The sequence below is a fragment of the Bradyrhizobium sp. AUGA SZCCT0176 genome, assembly GCF_018130145.1.
In the GTDB taxonomy this organism is placed as follows: Bacteria; Pseudomonadota; Alphaproteobacteria; order Rhizobiales; family Xanthobacteraceae; genus Bradyrhizobium.
This window is the reverse complement of sequence record NZ_JAFCMB010000026.1, coordinates 16,445-36,121: the sequence shown is the minus strand read 5'-3', so window position 1 is coordinate 36,121 and position 19,677 is coordinate 16,445. Positions and strand designations below refer to the sequence as shown.

Sequence of the window (19,677 nt, the reverse complement as noted above, 5' to 3'; positions counted from 1 at the left end):
GCACGAATTGCGCTTGCATCGTGGTTAGCGCGAACGGTTAACCGGCTTGCGACGGTGAACGAAACGCAGAATTAACCACATCAAATCGCCGCGACCGTTAGCGGAACCGTCCGGCACCGATCTTGCTCAATGGTCTGGCAAAGGGATTCCGAGTCCAGAAAGCGCCCGCCTTGAACGTCATCGCCAACGAGATTTCCGACATCAACCGAGTAGCGTCGTGCGACGCCATGCTCGGGCGCGGAGTCACGGGCAAGCCCGCGGGGCTCGCAGCGCCATGCTGATCGGACAAGCCAGCATCAACCTGACTGCCAATATCCTCTCGGCATTGCTGGGCCTATTGAGCGTGTTTATTTTCACGCGGCTGTTCTCGCCGCACGATTATGGCGTCTATCTGCTGGGCATCGGTTTTGCGTCCGTCATCAGCGTTTTCCTCGTCGGCTGGTTTCGTAATCTCATTCTGAGCGGACACGCCCGCGACGACGGCCCCGATGTGCGCGGCCGCGTGATCTCGGGTTACCTGATCTGCTGCCTCACCGCGCCGATCGCCTATGTCCTGGGACGACTGGTTGGACTGGATACGAATGCCGCGCTGGCGGCGGTCGTGCTTTCCGTCGCGATCGGGCTGTTCGAACTGACCCAGGATCTGGTTCGCGCCCGGCTGATGGCACTTTCGGTCATGAAGGCGACCCTGGTCCGCGCCGTTGCCGTGCTCGGCCTCGGTGCGGTCGTAGCACTTGTCAGCCCGAGCGGCTTCCTGCTGCTGCTGTCGTCCGCGCTCGCCTACCTGCTTGCGGTGCTGGTCCAGTCGCGCACCGCCTGGCGCGGCACCAAGGTCAAATTCGACGGTACCGGCCTTGCGGCGCTGGCGAAGACCGGCCTGCCCCTCACCCTTTCACTTACCCTGCTCGCGATTTCCAGCGTCACCGATCGCTTCATGATCGCCAATCTGGTGGGCGCAGCGGACGCCGGCAAATATGTCGCCGCGCTCGATCTGGTCCGGCAGACCCTGATGATGCCGGCCATGAGCGCTGCCGCGGCATTCTTTCCGATGGCGGTTCAGATTCACGCCAGCAAGGGCGATGCGGCGGTCCGGTCGCATCTTTCCGATTGCGTCGAGTTGCTGCTCAGCATCACGCTGCCGGCCTGCCTCGGCTTCGCGGTCATTTCCGCCCATGTCGCCAACATCATTCTCGGACCGGACTTCCGCGAGTTGGCGGCGCAGACCATGCCGATCATCGCGGTAGCCGTGGTCTTCCAGATCCTGACCCAGCAATATCTGCACGCCAGCTTCCTGCTCTCCGGGCGCAACTCGTTCTATCTGATCAACACGGCTTCGATCATCGCGGCCAATGTGATCCTCTCCTACGTCCTGGTCAGCCATTACGGCACGGTCGGCGCGGCCTGGGCGCGGCTCGGCGCCGACATAATTGGATTCACCTGTGCGCTGATTCTCAGCCGCTTTGCATTCAAGGTCCCGCTGCCGCTCGGCCGGCTGGCGCTGATCATGATCGCCGGACTGATCATGGCGTTGACCGTCGCTGCGCTCGACAGAAACCTGCACGTCGCCGATCTGACTGCCTGCGCCGTGCTGGCGAGCGCCGGACTCATCACCTACGCCGCCTTGTGCTGGCTGTTCGACATCTCCCGGATTCGCGGCCGCCTGAAAACCGGCTTCGCGATGTTCCGGGCCAAATTCGCAAACATCAACGGATAAGAACAAATGACCAAGACATTTGCCCTCGATCCCCTTCATTCGGCTTTCACTGACGCCGCCGACAAGCCGGCCGCGCTGCATCCGCAGTCGCTGCTTGAACTGCCGCCCGGCGAGGCCCGGCAGAGCCTGCTGACGGTTCACAGCATTCTCGAGGCGAAACTGCCCGCGACCGGCCTTAAAATCTATGAGGCCGGCGGCGGCTCGACCAGCTTCCTGCCGCTCAGCGTGCTGAAGCGTGCCCACGTCACCGTGGTCGATATCGACGAAGACCAGATCCGCAACAACGACTACGCGCAGGAAACGCTCCTCGGCGACATCCAGACCTATCGCTTCGCGCCCGACAGTTTCGATCTCGTGATCTGCTACAACGTGATCGAGCATGTGCCCGACGTCGAAGCGGCGCTGCTTGGCTTCTGCCAGTCGCTAAAGGCCGACGGATTGATCCTGATCGGCGCACCGAATCCAGGGTCGCTGTCCGGCGTCGTCACCAAATATTCGCCGCACTGGTTCCATGTCTGGTTCTACCGCCATATCCGCGGCGACAAGAACGCCGGCCTGCCCGGCTGCGCGCCGTTCCCGACTCATTTTCATCCGCTTGTCACGCTGGCGAACCTGGATGCCTTCGCCGACAAGCACGGCCTGCAGATGATCTATTGCAAGCAGTATGAGAGCCCGCGCTATCCGGAGATGCGCCGGCGCAAGCCGCTGTTCGCGAGCCTGATCGACGCGGCCGCCAAGGTGATGAACGTCTTCCTGCCCGGAAAGACCGACGTGCGGCACGGCGACTACCACGTGATCTTGAGGAAGCGCTGAGAATGAACGCGATGTTCTCAGAGGCAAAAGCGAAGGTCAGCCACCGGCTGGCGATGTATCTGCACGCCAATTCCTTCCAGATGCGCAACACCACACCGATGGTCAGCTTTACCTTTGACGATCTCCCGAAAAGCGCGGCGACGACAGGCGCGGATCTGCTCGAAACACACGGCGCGCGGGGCACCTTCTATGTATCGGGAGGCCTGATTGGCGGCGAAACGCGGGAATGGCCGACGGGCGACGCCGACGACCTGCTTTCCCTACATCGCCGTGGCCACGAAATCGGCTGTCATACATTCTCGCACCGGCGCGCCAGCGATCTCGACGTGGCCGCCCTTGCCAACGAAATCATGCGAAACCGCGGCTACCTCCGCGCGCTGGACGCCTCGATCGAAACCGAGACTTTTGCCTATCCTTACGGATTGGGATCGGTTGGACGGAAGAACCAGCTCAAGGATCAGTTCCAGACCTGCCGCAGCATCGAACCTGGCATCAACAGCGGCACAGTCGATTTACAGCTTCTTCGCGCCGTGCCGCTGATCGATGGCCAGATGGACCGCGCCGGGATCGAACGCATGTTCGACGAGGCGGAAACCAATAACGGATGGTTAATTTTCTACGGCCACGACGTCGCTGAACGGCCGAGCCCCTGGGGTTGCTCACCAGCGCTGCTCAACCACGCCCTCGAGGCGGCGGCGCGCCGGAAAATCCCGGCTATGACAATGGCGGAGGCATTGCGATGCGCCCGCGCATAAACGCTTTGTTTGCCATTTCGGTGAATAGTCCCTCAATGAGTATGGTTAATTTTCCCTGTTGCGTTTTTGGCGCGTTGAAGTCTGGCGCGCGTGGCGTAAGGCGAAGAGTAACCCCTCAGCCGATGTGTGCGGCAGGTGGAATGGAAGCTGGGGTCGATGCTTATCTATGACGAGCCGATAAACCAGGCCAAGCTTGACCCCCGGCCCGCCGCAACGCCGGCATTGGGTGGCTTCAGCGTGCTCGATCTGGTTCAACTGCTGTGGCGGCGGAAGATCGCGATCGCCTCGGCGGCGCTGCTCTGCGCCTGCATCGCCGTGGCGATCGGCAAGAGCCTGACACCGAAATATACCGCAACGGCCCAGCTCTACGTCGATCCCCGCGAATTGCAGCTGGTCGATCGCGAACTCACGCCGCGCGCCCCGGACCTTTCCGGCCTTGCGATGGTGGTCGAGAGCCAGGGGCGCGTGATCACCTCGAACAATGTGCTGTTGCAGGTGATCCGCGAGACCCATCTCGAGAAGGACCCTGAGTTCGGCGGCGGCGACGGCAAGAGCCTGTTCGGAACGCTGCTCGGCCTGTTCGGGATCGATCTGCGCCCGACCGCCGAACAGCGCAAGCTCGTTGAAATGGCGGCGCTGGAAAACCTGATCCGCCACATCAATGTGAAAAAGACCGACAAGACCTTCATCGTCGACATCGACGTCTGGTCGATCGACCCGGTGAAGGCGGCGATGCTCTCAAATGCGATCGCCAAGGCCTATTTGACCGAATCCACGCAATCGCAGGCCGCGAGGGTCCGTCGCGCCACCAGCGACCTTTCCAGCCGGCTGACGGAATTGCAGGAACGGCTTCGCAACGCCGAGAACACGCTCGCGGTCTACAAGGCGCAGAACAACTTCGTCGGCACGCAGGACACGCTGATCAGCGATCAGCAGCTCTCCGCCAGCAACCAGCGGCTTGCCGCGGCGCGGGCGCTGACGCTCGACGCGCAGGCCAAACACGATCAGATCGCCGCCAGCCGCAAGACATCGGCGGACGCCGGCGCCATTCCCGAGGCGCTGCAATCGCCAACCATCGCCAATCTGCGTTCGCAATATGCCGAAGCCAGGAAGCGCCAGGCCGAATTGCAGAGCGAGTTGGGGCCGCGTCATCCCGCCTTGCGCCAGATGGAGAAGCAGGTCGAGGATCTGCGCCGGACCATCGGCGAGGAAACCGATCGCTTTCTGCAGGCGGCGAAGAATGACCTGACCCGCGCCCGGGATTACGAAGCTTCCCTGAACAAGGCGCTCGAAACCCAGAAGCGCCAGAGCGTCCAGATGAGCCAGGCCGCGGTCCGGTTGCGCGAGCTCGAACGCGACGTGGAAGCCAGCCGCGACGTCTACCAGTCGTTCCTCAAGCGCTCGCGCGAGACCGAGGAGCAGGAAACCCTGAACACCTCGAGCGCCCGCATCATCGGCGATGCCACCGTGCCGCAGCGGCGTACTTTCCCGCCGGGGATGGCCTTGTTCGCCATAATCGGCTTTATGCTGGGCGGGCTCGCCTCGGCCGCATGGATCATCGCCGTCGAGCGGTTGACGCCTGGCGCCAACCCGGTTCGACCCAACACGCCGGTCAGGACATCGGCCTCGTCCGCCACGGGAAATCGGACGCTTGCCGCGGCCACGAGGCAACCGTCTGCCACCCCGCAGCCCGCCGTCAGCCTGATCGCGAAGCCGTCGATCACCCGCCTGCAGGAATCGGACGTGGTGCGCACCCTCGGCGGAATCCTGGCGACGGGCGGCACCCTCGATGTCACCCGCCTCGGCTGGCCGACGCTGCGCGCCGGTTTCCCGCTGATGACGTTCCTCAACAGCATGCGCGAAATTCGGACCGCAATGGCGACGCGCGCGGCCAAGGACACCGCGCCCGTCATGGCCGTGATCGGCGCCGGCAATGGCGAGAACCGCAGCATTGCCGCGCTCAACGTCGCGCTCTCGGCCGCCCGCGATGGCGCCAGGGTGCTGCTGATCGACGCCGATCAAAAGACCTATACACTGTCGAACAAGGTGGCCCACCTCGGCAAGGAAGAGACCGGCCGTCTCGGCTGGCTCAATATTGGCGCCAAGGCTGCGCGCGCCATCAAGAGCGCGAACGGAATTTCGATCCTGCCGGCCCTCAAGGCCTCGGATATCAAGGCAAGCGACACCATCCGCAAGGCGATTGCGCAGGCGCGCATCGGCGGCGACTACGATCTGGTGGTCCTCGACGGGCCCGCCATGCCGTGGAGCCCGGCCGACCACGCACTGTTCGACGCCACCGATGGGCTGGTCGCGATCCTGCCGGTCAAGCTCGACATCAACGAGAGCATGGAAGACATCATCACCGCGCTCGGCGAGACCGAGCGCAAGCTGGTCGGTGTCGTCATCAACGAACTCAACCCCACGGCCGTCAACCGTCAGCGAGACAAACAGTATGCGTGAGCGTCGCTTAAACCCCCTCGGGAGAGCCGCTACTGCCGGCGTTCCCCGAATCACACTGGGCGGGCTGCGGCTTGCCGTGCTCGACCTCGAGCAGACCGCGGACTTCATGATCGAGATGGTGTTCCCGCAACGCCGGCTCGCTCGCCCGCTCTATCTGACCTCGGCCAATGGCGAAGTGCTGGCGCGCTGCTCCACCGAACCGATGACCGACCGGCTGTTTCGCTCCGCCGACCTGATCAATGCCGACGGCCAGCCGCTCGTGACGGTGTCCCGGTTGAAATCGTCGACGCCGCTCCCCGAGCGCGTGGCGACCACAGATCTGTTCCACGTCGTCGCCCGCAAGGCGCAGGCGGCCGGATTGACCTTCTACATGTTCGGCGCCGATGAGGCGGAGAACGCCGCTGCCGTCGCCAACGTTCGCAAGCTCTATCCGGACCTGAAGATCATCGGACATTCGCACGGCTTCCTCCGCGGCGACGCGCTGCGGGCCAAGCTCGACGAAATCAACGCGCTGGCGCCCGATTACCTCTGGCTTGCGCTTGGCGTTCCCTATGAGCAGGCCTTTGTCGAGGAATACACCTCGCGCCTGTTCAAGGTCGGCGTGATCAAGACCTCTGGCGGACTGTTCAACTTCCTGTCGGGCAGCCGGGCCCGCGCACCGTATTGGATGCAGGCGACAGGGCTCGAATGGGCCTGGCGCATCTGGCTGGAACCGCGCCGGCTGTTCTGGCGCTATTTCACCACCAATCCGCGCGCGCTCTATCTGCTGTTCAACAAGAGCCGGCCTTCGGCCACCGAACGGACCCGGGATTGATGGGCGCCGGTCTGACGAGCGATCGTCCGGCCATCCTGGTCACGGGCGGCGCGGGCTACATCGGCTCGCATTGCTGCCGGGCGCTTGATGCGGCCGGTTATCTTCCCGTTTGCTACGACAATTTTTCGACCGGCCACCACAGCTTCGTCGCAGGCGCGCTGGTTACCGGCGACATCGCCGACAAGGCCACGCTGGCGCGCGCCTTCGCCGAGCACGACATCGTCGCAGTCATGCATTTCGCCGCGTCCAGCCTGGTCGGCGAATCCGTGGTCGACCCACAGAAATACTACGTCAACAACCTCGCCGGCACGCTGGCGCTGCTGGATGCGATGCGCGAGGCCGGCTGCAGCCGCCTGGTGTTCTCGTCGACCGGCGCGGTCTATGGCAATGCCGACAGCAAGGCGCTGCCCGAAAACTATCCCTGCGCGCCGATCAATCCCTATGGCGCCTCGAAATGGATGATCGAGCGCGTGCTTTCAGATTATCGCGGGGCTTACGGGCTCGGCTCGTTCGCGCTGCGCTATTTCAACGCCAGCGGCGCCGACCCCGCCGGCGGCATCGGCGAGCAGCGCGAGGTGGAAACCCATCTCATTCCCCGCGCGATGATGGCGCTGCAGGGACACGTGCCGGACTTCGCCGTATTCGGCGACGATTACGCGACGCCGGACGGCACCGCGATCCGCGACTACATCCATGTCACCGACCTTGCCGCCGCCCATGTGCTGGCGCTGACGCTCTTGCTCGAAGGGCATTCCGGCGGCGTCTTCAATCTCGGCACCGGCAAGGGTTTTTCGGTGCGGGAGATCCTCGCGGCGATCGCGAGCGAGACCGGGCGCGAAGTGCCACACGTCGTCAAGCCACGCCGCGCCGGCGACCCGACCTATCTGGTCGCGGACGCTTCCGCCGCGCACGAAACGCTGCACTTCCGCCCTGCTTATTCGGACCTTCCGACCATCATCCGCACCGCCTGGGCCTGGCACAAGAAAGCTCACCCGCTCAAAAACGGGTGAGTAAGCACGGAAGTGCGACCGGTCTAAGCCGCATTGTTCCTGCGGCCCTGTACGCCCGCGATTATCGTCTCTCGCCTGTCACGCATGCAGGCACGCGGCTTGCCCCGTGGGAACGAGACCGGCTAGCATCCACGACAACACAGATGAGCGCATTTCAGCTCACGCATGACAAAAGGGAGCAAACCATGACGGCGACCAACCGGTTCTGGCGATACCTCGTGACGCCCCTTGCTCTCGCCGGGATGCTCAGCATCTCCTCCGCGGCTGAACTCAATCCCGCCGCCGTCACTTACAAATTGCCGGACCAGATTCCGTGGGGCCCGGTCAACGCCGCGGGCGCGCAAAGTGCCGTCGTCGTTGGCGATCCGAGCAAGCCGGGCTTCTATGTGGTCTACAACAAATGGACCAAGGGCAATCATTTCAGCCGCCCGCATTTCCATCCCAACGACCGCTACATCGTCGTGCTGCAGGGTACTTGGTGGGTCGGTTCAGGCCCGAAATTCGATCCCGCCAACACGACGCCGATGCCGGCCGGAAGTTTCGTCACGCATTTCGCCAAACAAGTGCATTGGGACGGCGCCAAGGATGAAGATGCCGTTCTCCTGATCATGGGCGAAGGTCCGGCGACCTCGACTGGAGCGGAAGAGAAATAGCCGCAGTGCTGCAAATCTATTCCGGCGACTAATTTCGTTCGCGGACGTGTCCGGCGTTCTAAGCGGAAGCGACGGCCTCAGACGGCTTCCCTGGTCATGGCCGCATTCGCGCCTTGCGCCGAAGCGGGACCTTGCGGTTGCAACGGCGCGTCGTTGTTCGACAAACCCGCGACCTTGCGGATGAGCGATACCGGGGTTGCCGAGAACGACTCGATGCAGAGTGCTACGACCTCGGGCGGTGAGCTGTCGACCATGGCGATCACGGCCTTTTCGTCCAATTGATCCGGTTCCCAGTAGGACGTCGCGAGGCTTTGCGTGGTCAGCCGGTGCGTCGCCCTGTGGGTCGGCGACTGGTTCACAAAGTACCCATAGAGGATGTATTCGGAAAACGAGCGCGCCTTGCCGAGCGCCACCGCCCAGGGCATTCCAGTGACGGCTTCGATCGTGGCGGTCATGTCGCGCAAAGTCGACTTGTCCCAGACAAGCACGTTGCCGATATAGTCATCGGCGGGAAACGCAGTGTTGCTGCCGCCCAAAAGGCGATCACTGTTTCGGACCCAGACAGGATGCAACGGCTTATCCGCCGGAATCGCCAGGCGGTCGACATAGAGCGGGGTTAAATCCGCGCCGGCATAGGCGGCCACATCGAACGGACGAAAGAACGTGTTATCGGAATCGACGATGCAATAGCGCTGATGGGGCAAGTGCAGGGCGCCCGCGATCTTGAGAAGCTGCTGGATATGCCAGCCGTGGAGCGGACCCGACCGGAACGACCACCACGTCCTGCGCCCCGAGCGCGAGACAAACGGCGGCAACGCCCGCAGCCAGGACGGCAAGAAGTGCGAACTCGGCAGCACGGTGCGACGGCTATTCTCGAACCGGGCGAAGTACGGCACGTCATCGTCATTGACGATAACGTAATGCCGTTCGTATCCGCTGACGAACCGATCGATGCTCTCGCACAGCAATTCGAAACGCTCGAGGTCGCCGCGATAGGTCGGGGTCATCAAGGCCACGTTTTTGAGCACGCCACTTCCTGTCATGATGTACTGTGGGTCCGGCGATAGAGATCGATCCCGACTAGATTGATATAATAGATGATCGCTCTAGCGCTTCAAACAACGCTTCGCCGTTAAGATAAACAGCGACTGATTAGGCTGACTCCGGATTTCCAAAGAAAAAAGCGTGGAACGCCTGCGATATTCCAACGGTCAATTTCGTGAAAACGATGCCTGATTTCCGGCGGGGGTATGCCCATGTGAAGGTATGGTTATTGAATGGTTAACCGGCGCGCATTGCGCCGGCCACAGATGCGGATATCATCGCCAGGACAAGGGAAGTTCCGATGCATCCGGCGGCAAAACTGCAGTTTGAGCGCGTTGTCGTCGAATTTGGGCGGTGGCGGGTGCTCGCCGAGGATGACCGGCCGCCCGCTCCGGCCTGGTGGTGGGGACCGGCGGTCGAGGTACGGGATATCGCCCTGACGCTACCGGCGCATTGGAGCGCCAGATTGGGTTTGCCCGATGGCGCGACTTACGCCGACGGCGCGGGCGTCCTGTTCCATTCCCTCGCCGGCCAGGTCATCCAGCCCTGGCCTTATGACTTTTCGCGCAAGGTGAGGTCCACGGATTCGGACGTGCGCGATTTGCATGCGCAGCCGTCAGACGACAGCGCTTTCCAACCCTGAAGGCGAAGCCGATTCACGCGCATCGCCGGTGTCGGGTTGCAGCGGCGGCGAGGCCAGCAGCGGCTCGGTCCGAAGCATATCCGCCATCTGCCGCGGCGGCAGCGGTTTGCTGAACAGGAAGCCTTGCATCTCATCGCAGGCATGATTGCGCAGGAACGTCTGCTGCTCGATGGTCTCGACGCCCTCGGCGATGACGGTCATCCCCAACGCCTTGCCCATGCTGATGATCGCCTGTGTGATGGCCTGGTCCTCTGAATCAACGGGCAGATCGCGGACGAAGGAACGGTCGATCTTGATGGTGTCGATCGGGAATTGCTTCATCAGCGACATCGACGAATAGCCGGTGCCAAAATCGTCGATTGCAAGCCGGATGCCGCGGTTCTGGATCGCGTCGAGCACCTTGATCGCCCGCGACACGTTGCGCATCACCATGCTTTCCGTGACTTCGAGTTGCAGCAGCACCGGCGACATACCGCTTGCCAGCAACGCCTCGTCGACATCATGCAACAAATTGGCGTCGGCGAACTGTCGCGGCGACAGGTTGACGGCCATCGTCACCGGCCGCAGGCCGCGGCGTTGCCAGGCCATGTTCTGCGCACAGGCTTCCGTCAGCACCCAGCGGCCGATCGGCACGATCAGCCCGGTCTCTTCCGCCAGCGGAATGAATTGCCCCGGCGATACCAGGCCGAGTTCGGGATGATTCCAGCGCAACAGCGCCTCGACGCCGGTGATCTGACCGCTCGCCATATCGACCTTCGGCTGGTAGTGCAGCGAAAACTGGTCGCGCTCCAGCGCGCGGCGCAGGGCGCTCTCCAGCGTCAGACGCTCGATCGACTGCGCCTTGATCTCCCTGGTGAAGAAGCGGAAGCTGTTCTTGCCGTCCTCCTTGGCAAGATACATCGCCATGTCGGCGTTCTTGGTCAGCGTCTGCATGTCGGCGCCGTCAGACGGATACATCGCGATGCCGATCGAGGCCGTGGTGTGGCACTCATGCCCGCTGAGCTGCAAGGGCTGGCTCAACACGGACAAGAGCCCGCCGGCGATGCGTTCGACCTCGTGCGGTTCGGCGGCCTCTTCCAGAATCACGACGAATTCGTCGCCGCCGAGCCGCGCCACCACGTCGCTCGAACGCAGCGCGCCACGCAGCCTGCCTCCGATTTCCACCAGCAGCATGTCACCGGCGTCATGGCCCAGCGAGTCGTTGATGATCTTGAACCGGTCGAGATCGATGAACAGCACCGCAAACGACCGCTGATAGCGTTCCGCGGCATCGATCGTCCGGCGCAGCATGCCGTTGAACATCTCGCGGTTCGGAAGGTTGGTCAGGCTGTCATGCGAGGCCAGATATTCGATCCGCTCGTCCGCCCGCATCTTTTCGTCGGCGCGGTCAAAATTCTCCAGCGCCAGCGATACGTTGTCGATGAGCCGCTGCAGCAGTTCGGAGAATTCCGGCGTGAACGTATCCTTCTCGATCGCAACGAAGATCATGACGCCAACGACCCGCCCCCGCACCAGCAGCGGGTAGGCTGCGCTCGCACGGGTCCCATCCCTGCGGGCGCGCGCATGGAACACCTGGCTACGCGGGTCGGCAAGGTAGTCGTTGATGATGCAGGGCTTGCCCGAGCGAATCGCCATGCCGGTGGACCCGCGTCCTTCCGGATGGGCCTTATTGGCGGACACCCGCACCTCGCGCGAACTGGCGGCGGTCGGTCCGGCGGCCGCGACAATGTCCAGATAATCGCTGTCGGTTCTCGTCAGCGCGATGGAAGTGGCGGTAAACTTGCCGCCGTTTGCGGTGGCCTGGCACACCAGATCGAACAACTCGTTGCGCGAACTTGCCCGCACGATGGCTTCATTGGTCGCGCTGAGTGCCGCCAGCATGCGCGTCAGACGTTCTTTCTGCTCCTCGGTCTTCGCCTTCTCGTCGGCGCGCTCGAACGTCTCGAGCGAGAACGACACGTTGTCGGCGAGCCGTTGCAGGAGTTCGGTGAATTCAGGCGTGAACGCATCCCTTTGCAAGGAGACGTAGAGCATGACGCCTACCACCTGCCCGCGCACGAAGAGCGGAAAGCCGGCCGCTGATCTGGAGCCGAGTTCGCGGGCCTTGGCGTGAAATACCGCGGCGCGCGGATCGGTAAGATAGTCGTTGAAGATACAGGCCTGGCCCGAGCGGAACGTTATCCCGCAAACACCGCGGCCTTCCGGATGCGCTTCATTGATCGACAGGGTGACCTGCCGCGCGCTCTGGCCGGTCGGACCCGCGCCGGCCACGATTTCCATGAAATCGCTGCCGGGCTTTGCCAGCGCGATGGTAGTGGAGGTGAACCCGCCGCCGGTCGCCGCCGCCTCGCAAACCAGTTGATACAGTTCGTCGCGTGATCCCGCCCGAACGATCGCCTCATTGGTCGCGCTGAGCGCGGCGAGCATGCGTGTCAGGCTCTCCTTCTGGCGCTCGGTCTTCGCCTTCTCGTCGGCGCGATCGAAACTTTCGAGCGCAAAAGACACATTGTCGGCCAGCCGTTGCAACAGCTCGGCAAACTCCGCGGTAAACGTGTCCGCCTGGGAGGAAATGAACAGCATCACGCCAACGATCCGCGCCTCGACCAGCAGCGGAAATGCGGCGCCTGACCTTGCGCCGTCGTTGTCAATCACCTGATCGAACGCATTGTTTCGCGGGCCTGCCAGGAAATCGTTGTTGATGCAGGCCTGCCCGGAACGGAACGCCGTCCCGCAAACCCCGCGGCCTTCCGGAACTGCCGCGCTGATCGAGACCTGCAGACGGCGGGCGTTTTCCGCCGTCGGCCCGGCCGAGGCAACCATGTTGAAGGAATCACTGTCTGACCTGACGAGGAGGATGCTGGTCGAATTGAAGCGGCCCCCCTGTGCTGCGGCAGCGCATACCAGTTCGAACATCTCGGTGCGCGACCGGGCCCGCATGATCGCTTCATTGGTCGCGCTGAGCGCCGCGAACATCCGCGTCAACCGCTCCTTCTGTTCGTCGGCTTTCGCCTTGGCGTTGGCGCGTTCAAAATTTTCGAGGGCGAACGAGACGTTTTCCCCGATCCGCGCCAGCAGCGCGATGATCTCTTCATCCGCCGCCCATGCCATGCCGACAAAGAACATCACGACGCCGACGCTTTGTCCCGCCTTGATCAGGGGCACGGCGACGCAGGCAACGACGCCGGCCTCACGTCCGGCCTGCTGCCACGGGCCACCCTGCGAGATGTCGTGGTTGACGCAAAGCCGCTGCGTCCGGAACGCCTGACCGGCAACCCCCTTGCCGTAGTCATTGTCTGCATCGGTCGAGAAGCGTGTCCGGGTCAGCAGATCGAGGCTCTCGCCGCTGCCGGCCACAGGCTTCAGCCAGATCGAATCCGGCTCTGACAGCAGGACCACCGTCGCGACCGACTTTCCGCTGTAAACGGCGGCATCGCAAACGCGCTGATAAAGTTCCTGTTCGGTCTTGGCGCGAAGAATCGCTTCGTTGGTCGCGCTGATGGCGCCGAACATGCGATTCAACCGCCGCATCGTCCGCTCGCCATCCTTGCGCGCAGCTTCATGATCGAAATTGTCGAGGGCGAATGAAATGTTCGCCGACATGCGTTCGAGCAATGCGACGACCGGGGCGTCAATCGACCCGACTTCGCGCCGCGTGACGAGGAAGACGCCGATGCTGCGGCCGTTGCAGGTCAGCGGCAACCCGGCGGCCGCGCCGACCTGTCCGGCAGCGGCACCCTGGCGCCAGGCCAGCGAATGCGCGTCGTTGAGGTAATCGTTGCTGATGCACAGCTTCTGATCGCGGAAAGCCTGCCCGCAAACCCCCGAGCCCTCCGGGGTATCAGCCAGGATCGAAATGTCGATGGCGCGCAGCCTTGCGGTGTCTTCGCCGAAGCCGGCCGCAAACCGAAGCAGATTGGTATCGTGGTCCAGCAAAAAGACGGCGGTCGCCAGGAAGTCTCCGCTGGAGAAAGCGGCTTCACAGACCTTTTCGTACAGTTCTTCCGGCGATTTCGCGTACAGGATCGCTTCGTTGGTCGCATTCAACGCCGCAAATGTACGCGCGATACTGGTCTTCACGGCTCTCGAGCTCCCAGCAGACAATAAGGGCCTGCTGCCCCACGGAATTTTATGCGCGGGAGAGGCCTAAATGGTCGTTATTGGCGGCCGGAAGTTGCGATTCAGAGTAAATACCTGCCCAACATCGCAAGGCCGTCCTCCGAAGAACTACGGTCCGTTCACGATTTATCAGCCATGGCAGCGGCGGTGCCTCCGGCGGGCCAAGGGCCTGGGCGGCGCGGTAGCCAATTTTCGTCTGATGAAATCCGAACCGCGCGAGCCCGCCTCACGGGCATGCCCGGTACGGATATTCTGCCCTTGCTCTCCCGCCACCGCTTTGAGACCATGCTTCGACAACAACAAGCAAGACTCGCTGCTCGCGGGCATTCGACGAGGAAACCCATGCCGATCGTACAGGCCGACCGTCTCACACGCATCGGCGCGGCACTGCTCAGGGCTGCCGGCGCATCGGATGAGGAAGCCAAAGCGGTCGCCGTCGGCTGCGTCAACGCCAACCTCGCCGGCCACGATTCCCATGGCATCATCGCGATCCCGACCTATATCGACCGCGTCAAGGCCGGCCATATCGTGCCCGGGGCGAAGTGGACCATCGTGCAGGAATCGCCGACCACGACCGTGATCGACGGCCATTGGGGTTTTGGGTTTCACGTCAACGCCAAGGCGATGGCGCTCACGATCGAGAAGGCGAAGACCGCCAACGTCGCGGCCTGCACGGTGTTTCGCCAAAGCCATGTCGGTCGGCTCGCCGCCTATCCATTGATGGCGATGCAGGAGGGCATGATCGGCATCGCGACCGCCGACTCCGGCCGCTCGCCGAAGATCGTGGCGCCGTTCGGCGGCCGCGAGGCACGGCTCGGAACCAACCCGATCTCGATTGCCGTTCCCTCCGACCTCGACGCACCGTTTTATCTTGACATGGCGACCTCGGCCGTCGCCGCGGGCAAGATTGCGCTGGCCGTGTCGCGCAACGAGGAAATCCCGAAGGGATGGATCGTCGATGCCGAGGGACGGCACACCACCGATCCCGGGGAGTACAAGAAGGGCGGCGCCCTGCTGCCGCTCGGCGGCAGCGAGGGTTACAAGGGCAGCGGCCTTGCCGCGATGGTCGAGGTGCTGTGCGGGCTTCTGACCGGACTTGGTTTCGGTGTCGAGCCGACCGGGCGTCACAATGACGGATGCTTCATGGCGGTGTTCAACGTCGCCGCGTTCCGGCCGCTGAAGGATTTCAAAAAGGAAGTCGCCGAATTCGCGCGCTATCTGAAAGAGACGCCGCCATCCGAAGGCTCCACCGGCGTGTTCTATCCCGGCGAAGTCGAATATATCCGCGAGCAGCAGCGCAAGCTTTCCGGCATCGAAATCGAGGATGCCACCTGGGACAAATTGCGCGAGCTGACCGCCGAATACCAACTCGGCGCCGAGCTCGATTTTAGATGAAGCAGCGCTTGGCCGGTACAAGGAGAACAAGATGACACGGCAGATGGCGATGGTCGGCTTCCTGCAGGCGCAGAACTGCACCAATCTGCCGAGTTCCTGGCGGCACCCGGAATCGCGCGACGATTCGATGTCGGCCGACTACTACCAGGAGATCGCCCGGATTCTGGAAGCCGGCAAATTCCACATGGCGTTCTTCGACGATCGCCTGGCAATGCCGGACCGCTACGGCAATGACCACGCCCACACCGTCGAATACGGCATCCGCTGCGTGAAGATGGACCCGATCGTGGTGCTGACCACGATGGGCATGGTAACCGAGAAACTTGGGTTGGCCTCGACCTGCTCGACCACCTATTTCGAGCCCTTCGACGTTGCGCGCCGCTTCGCCACCCTCGATCTGATGACAGGCGGACGCGCGGGGTGGAACGTTGTCACCTCGCTCAATGACGGCGAGGCCCACAACATGGGCAAGGATGCCCATCTCGAACATGACTACCGCTACGACCGCGCCGACGAGTTCATGGAGGTCGTGCTCGGTCATTGGGACACCTGGGAAGACGGCTCGCTGATCATGGACAAGAAGAGCGGCCGCTTTGCCGATCCGGCCAAGGTCAGGCGGCTCGACCACAAGGGCCAATTCTTCAAGTCGCGCGGGCCGTTCACCGTGCCGCGTTCGGCGCAAGGCCATCCCGTCATCATCCAGGCCGGCGCGTCCGGCCGCGGCCAGCGCTTTGCGGGGCGATGGGGCGAGGTGATTTTCACCGCCGCGCGCAACGTGGCCGCCGCCAAGGAAGGCTATGCGGCGGTCCGCAACGAAGCCGCGAAAGCCGGCCGCGATCCCGACCAGATGTTCCTCTGCAACCTCACCACACCCGTCTGCGGCGCGACCAGGAGCGAGGCCGAGGACAAGATGGCTGTCATCAACAAGCTGCCGCTGCAGATCGATGCGCTGTCGCTGCTCGCGGAGGCGCTGAACTACGACTTCGCCTCCAAGCCGCTCGACGAACCCCTGACAACAGAAGAGCTCAAGAGCATGCAGGGCATCCTGGGCATTCGCGACGGCGTGCTCAAGAATTCAGGCAAGACCAATCCCAGCGCGCGCGACTTCGTCACCTTCTCCGGCCGCGGCCAGGTGCAGGACGCAATCGTCGGCGGCCCGAAGGAAATTTCGGACAAGCTAGAGGAGATGTTCGTCGAGCGCGGCTGCGACGGCTTTGTCATCGCCGCCACCATCGTGCCCGGCTCCTACGCCGACTTCGTCAAGCATGTCGTGCCGGAACTGCAGCGCCGCGGCCTGTTTCACAAGGATTATGCCGGCAAGACCTTGCGCGAGAATCTAGGCCTGCCGCGCACCGCCGCCGGCGCCTGGAAGGCCAAGCCGCAGGCCGCAGCCGAATAAAGCAAAGGACACTTCATGCGTTGGCTCAAATTCACCGCCGCCGGCAACACATCCTGGGGCCTCGTCGAGGGCGACAAGGTCATGTCAGTCAGCGGCGATCCCTTCGGCGAATGGCAGCGCGGCGCGCAAACCCATGCGCTCAAGGACGTGAAGATCGAACTGCCGTTGATCCCGCGCACCTTTTATTGCGTCGGCCTGAACTATCTGAAGCATCTCAAGGAAGCCGCCGACAAGGCCGGCACGGTTCCGAACGTGCCTGATCGTCCCGAGATCGGCTACCGCGCGCAGAACGCGCTGATCGCCCACGATGAGGATGTGGTGATCCCGGCGACCGCGACCGAGAAAATCCATTACGAGGGTGAACTGGTCGTTGTGATCGGCAAGAAGGCAAAGCACCTGACCGAGGCCAACGCGCTGTCCTGCGTGTTCGGCTACACCATCGGCAACGACGTCAGCGAACGCACCTGGCAGAAGGCCGATCGCAGCCTGTGGCGATCCAAGAACGCCGACACCTTCAAGCCGATGGGCCCCTGGATCGAAACCGACGTCGACCTCGACCGGATGGAGACCGCGATCCGCGTCAACGGCAAGGAAACCGGCCGCTTCCGTACCAACGAGATGATCTTCGGCATCGTGCCGTTCATCGTCGAGCTGACGAAATATTTCACGCTGTGGCCTGGCGACGTGATCTGGATGGGCACCGACGGCGCTTCGCCGGATCTGAAGGCCGGCGACGTCGTCGAGATCGACATCACCGGCATCGGCACCCTGCGCAACAGGTTCGTGGCGGAGAAGCGGTAGGATGCCTACTCGATCTTGATCCCGGCGTCCTGGATCACCTTGCGCCAGCGCGCCTCCTCGACGCTGAAATAGCGGTCGAGTGCTTCGGGCGGCTCTGCCACCATCACGAGGCCTTCGTTGACGCCGAGCTTCTTGAACGCCTCTGACTGGACGGCCTTGGCGGCCGACTTGTTCAGGAGGTCGATGACCTCTGGCGGCGTTTTGGCGGGCGCGTACAGGCCGTACCAGGCTTCGGCCGCGTAACCGGGAACACCGGCTTCCGACACCGTCGGCAATTCCGGGAAGGCCGGCGAGCGCTCGGCCGACGTCACCGCGATCGCGCGCAACTGGCCGGCCGCGACCAGCGAGGCGGCGCTGGCGACCGTGGTGAAGATCACCTGGATCTGTCCGCCGAGCAGGTCGGTGATCGCGGGTGCCGCGCCCTTGTACGGCACGGTGGTCAGGTTGACCTTGGCCATGTGCTTGAACAATTCGCCGGCCAGATGCGCCGAGGTCCCGGTGCCATAGGTGCCGTATGACAATCTATTGGGCTCGGCCTTGGCCACCGCAATCAGGTCGGCAATCGATTTGATCGGCGACGCCGGATTGACCACGACGAGGTTGAAGGAACGCGCGATCAACGCAACTGCCGCAAAATCCTTATGCGCATCGTAAGGCAGCTTCGCGCTCAGGCTTGGATTGACCGCGTTAGCAAAGGTTCCCATCAATAGCGTGTAACCGTCAGGCGCGCTGGCCGCGACCGACTGCGTGCCGATGATGGTGCCCGCCCCGGGCTTGTTCTCGATGATGATGGAGGCGCCGAGATCCCTGGCCATCTCCTGCGCCAGCGTCCGCGCGATCACGTCGGTGCCGCCACCCGGTGCGAACGGCACCACGATCCTGATGATGCGGTCGGGATAGGCGGCGAAGGCGGGCGGGCTTGCAAGCACGACGCACGCTACGAACCCGAACAGGATCACGAGATTCTTCGTGGCGCGTCGAATTTGCATGTTTGAGTCCGCTAAAGGTTGGCCTATCCGGACCGTCCGCGCTATTCGCCTGGTGAAGGGGAACGCCGCGATTTCATCGCCCCTTTTCGCATGCGCGGGCTTGGGACCCGCGCCTCCGTCTAGAATGAGCCTTTCGAAAGGATGAATTGCCGGGTCGAGCCCGGCAATGACAATCAGTTAAACCGCGGTCGCCTTGGCGAACTCGACATAGATTTCGCGCAGGCGATCGGTCATCGGGCCGGGCTTGCCGGTCGCGACTTTCTTGCCGTCGATCGATACCACCGCCTGCACGAACACGGTGGCGCTGGTGATGAAGGCTTCCTTCGCGGCCAGCGCCTCTTCCACCGTAAACGCGCGCTCCTCGATCCGGAGCTGGCGTTCTTCGGCCAGCTTGACCACCGCCTTGCGGGTGCAGCCCGGCAAGATCTCGCTGCCGTTCTGCCGCGTCACCAGCACGTCGTCCTGCGTCAGGATGAAGGCCGAGGACGAGCCGCCCTCGGTGACCTTGCCGTCCTCGATCATCCAGGCCTCGCCGGCGCCGGCCACGGCTGCGGCCTGCTTTGCCAGCACTTGCGCCAGCAGCGCCACGCTCTTGATGTCGCGGCGGGTCCAGCGCAGATCGGGCACGGTGATGACGGCAATCCCCGTCTTGGCCGAAGGTGCGTTGATGATGTCCTTGACGGAGGTAAACATGACCAGCGTCGGCTTGACGCCCTTTGGAAACGCAAAATCACGGCCGGTGTCGGCGCCGCGCGTCACTTCCAGATAGACCATGCCGTTGACGAGATTGTTGCGCGCCACCAGTTCCTTCTGGATTTCCTGAATCCGTTCGATGGTCTCTGGCAACGCCAGCTCGATCTCGCCGACCGAACGCTCCAGCCGCGCCAGATGCGAGGCATTGTCGATCAGCTTGCCGTCCAGCACGGCGGCGACCTCATAGATGCCGTCGGCGAACAGGAAGCCGCGGTCGAGAATCGACACCTTGGCGTCGGCCATGGGCACGAATGAACCGTTGACGTAAGCGATCTGTTCCAAGCGAAGTCTCCTGAGGGCGCGAAGGGGTGTTGGGGA

The 19,677-nt window shown here is 63.1% G+C and carries 15 protein-coding genes; 11 read left to right on the top strand and 4 right to left on the bottom strand.

The features are described 5' to 3' along the window. Positions 1-274: 274 nt before the first annotated feature. From JQ600_RS32770 to JQ600_RS32740, 7 genes are all read left to right on the top strand, one after another. Positions 275-1,714, top strand: coding sequence for a lipopolysaccharide biosynthesis protein (locus JQ600_RS32770; RefSeq protein ID WP_212389157.1), 1,440 nt, complete (start codon positions 275-277; stop codon positions 1,712-1,714). A 6-nt stretch (positions 1,715-1,720) separates the two neighbouring features. Continuing rightward, complete coding sequence (locus tag JQ600_RS32765) at positions 1,721-2,527, top strand: bifunctional 2-polyprenyl-6-hydroxyphenol methylase/3-demethylubiquinol 3-O-methyltransferase UbiG (RefSeq protein WP_212389158.1); 807 nt, start codon at positions 1,721-1,723, stop codon at positions 2,525-2,527. A 2-nt stretch (positions 2,528-2,529) separates the two neighbouring features. Next, entirely contained in the window at positions 2,530-3,282 is a 753-nt protein-coding gene (locus JQ600_RS32760; RefSeq protein ID WP_249136207.1) for a polysaccharide deacetylase family protein, read from the top strand. Positions 3,283-3,438: 156 nt separating this feature from the next. Next, entirely contained in the window at positions 3,439-5,742 is a 2,304-nt protein-coding gene (locus JQ600_RS32755) for an exopolysaccharide transport family protein (RefSeq protein ID WP_212490308.1), read from the top strand. Next, positions 5,735-6,556 carry a WecB/TagA/CpsF family glycosyltransferase gene (locus tag JQ600_RS32750; RefSeq protein WP_212389160.1) on the top strand — a complete coding sequence of 274 codons (822 nt, stop codon included), beginning with the start codon at positions 5,735-5,737 and terminating at the stop codon, positions 6,554-6,556. Before JQ600_RS32755 ends, JQ600_RS32750 begins: the two co-directional genes overlap by 8 nt. Then, positions 6,556-7,566 (top strand): UDP-glucose 4-epimerase GalE, encoded by a 1,011-nt coding sequence (galE, locus tag JQ600_RS32745; RefSeq protein ID WP_212389161.1) that lies wholly within the window; start codon positions 6,556-6,558, stop codon positions 7,564-7,566. The genes JQ600_RS32750 and galE overlap by 1 nt, the downstream gene beginning before the upstream one ends. A 185-nt stretch (positions 7,567-7,751) precedes the next feature. Beyond that, the gene (locus JQ600_RS32740; RefSeq protein WP_249133072.1) at positions 7,752-8,219 is read left to right on the top strand and encodes a cupin domain-containing protein; all 468 of its coding nucleotides are present in this window, start codon (positions 7,752-7,754) and stop codon (positions 8,217-8,219) included. A 77-nt stretch (positions 8,220-8,296) separates the two neighbouring features. Here the strand turns inward: JQ600_RS32740 and JQ600_RS32735 are convergent, their stop codons facing one another. Next, a complete protein-coding gene (locus tag JQ600_RS32735) occupies positions 8,297-9,226 on the bottom strand; it encodes a DUF6492 family protein (protein WP_249133088.1) in 930 nt (309 codons plus the stop codon). Positions 9,227-9,564: 338 nt separating this feature from the next. On the opposite strand from JQ600_RS32735, the gene JQ600_RS32730 reads away from it, so the two are divergent. Beyond that, complete coding sequence (locus JQ600_RS32730; RefSeq protein WP_212262942.1) at positions 9,565-9,906, top strand: hypothetical protein; 342 nt, start codon at positions 9,565-9,567, stop codon at positions 9,904-9,906. Here JQ600_RS32730 and JQ600_RS32725 read toward each other — a convergent pair. Then, entirely contained in the window at positions 9,880-13,983 is a 4,104-nt protein-coding gene (locus JQ600_RS32725) for a GAF domain-containing protein (RefSeq protein ID WP_212389163.1), read from the bottom strand. The genes JQ600_RS32730 and JQ600_RS32725 overlap by 27 nt on opposite strands. A gap of 381 nt (positions 13,984-14,364) precedes the next feature. Here JQ600_RS32725 and JQ600_RS32720 point away from each other — a divergent pair, with 381 nt between their 5' ends. The 3 genes from JQ600_RS32720 to JQ600_RS32710 are packed head-to-tail and all read left to right on the top strand — an operon-like array spanning position 14,365 to position 17,617. After that, positions 14,365-15,417 (top strand): Ldh family oxidoreductase, encoded by a 1,053-nt coding sequence (locus tag JQ600_RS32720; protein ID WP_212389164.1) that lies wholly within the window; start codon positions 14,365-14,367, stop codon positions 15,415-15,417. Between the two features lie 31 nt (positions 15,418-15,448). Beyond that, positions 15,449-16,816: an LLM class flavin-dependent oxidoreductase gene (locus JQ600_RS32715; protein ID WP_212389165.1), complete on the top strand. Its 1,368-nt coding sequence runs from the start codon at positions 15,449-15,451 to the stop codon at positions 16,814-16,816. Positions 16,817-16,831: 15 nt separating this feature from the next. Continuing rightward, the gene (locus JQ600_RS32710) at positions 16,832-17,617 is read left to right on the top strand and encodes a fumarylacetoacetate hydrolase family protein (RefSeq protein ID WP_212389166.1); all 786 of its coding nucleotides are present in this window, start codon (positions 16,832-16,834) and stop codon (positions 17,615-17,617) included. Between the two features lie 5 nt (positions 17,618-17,622). Here the strand turns inward: JQ600_RS32710 and JQ600_RS32705 are convergent, their stop codons facing one another. After that, on the bottom strand, positions 17,623-18,606 hold the full coding sequence (locus tag JQ600_RS32705; RefSeq protein WP_212389167.1) for a tripartite tricarboxylate transporter substrate binding protein: 984 nt from the start codon (positions 18,604-18,606) through the stop codon (positions 17,623-17,625). A 177-nt stretch (positions 18,607-18,783) separates the two neighbouring features. After that, positions 18,784-19,641: a D-amino-acid transaminase gene (locus tag JQ600_RS32700; protein WP_212262948.1), complete on the bottom strand. Its 858-nt coding sequence runs from the start codon at positions 19,639-19,641 to the stop codon at positions 18,784-18,786. Between the last annotated feature and the right edge of the window lie 36 nt (positions 19,642-19,677).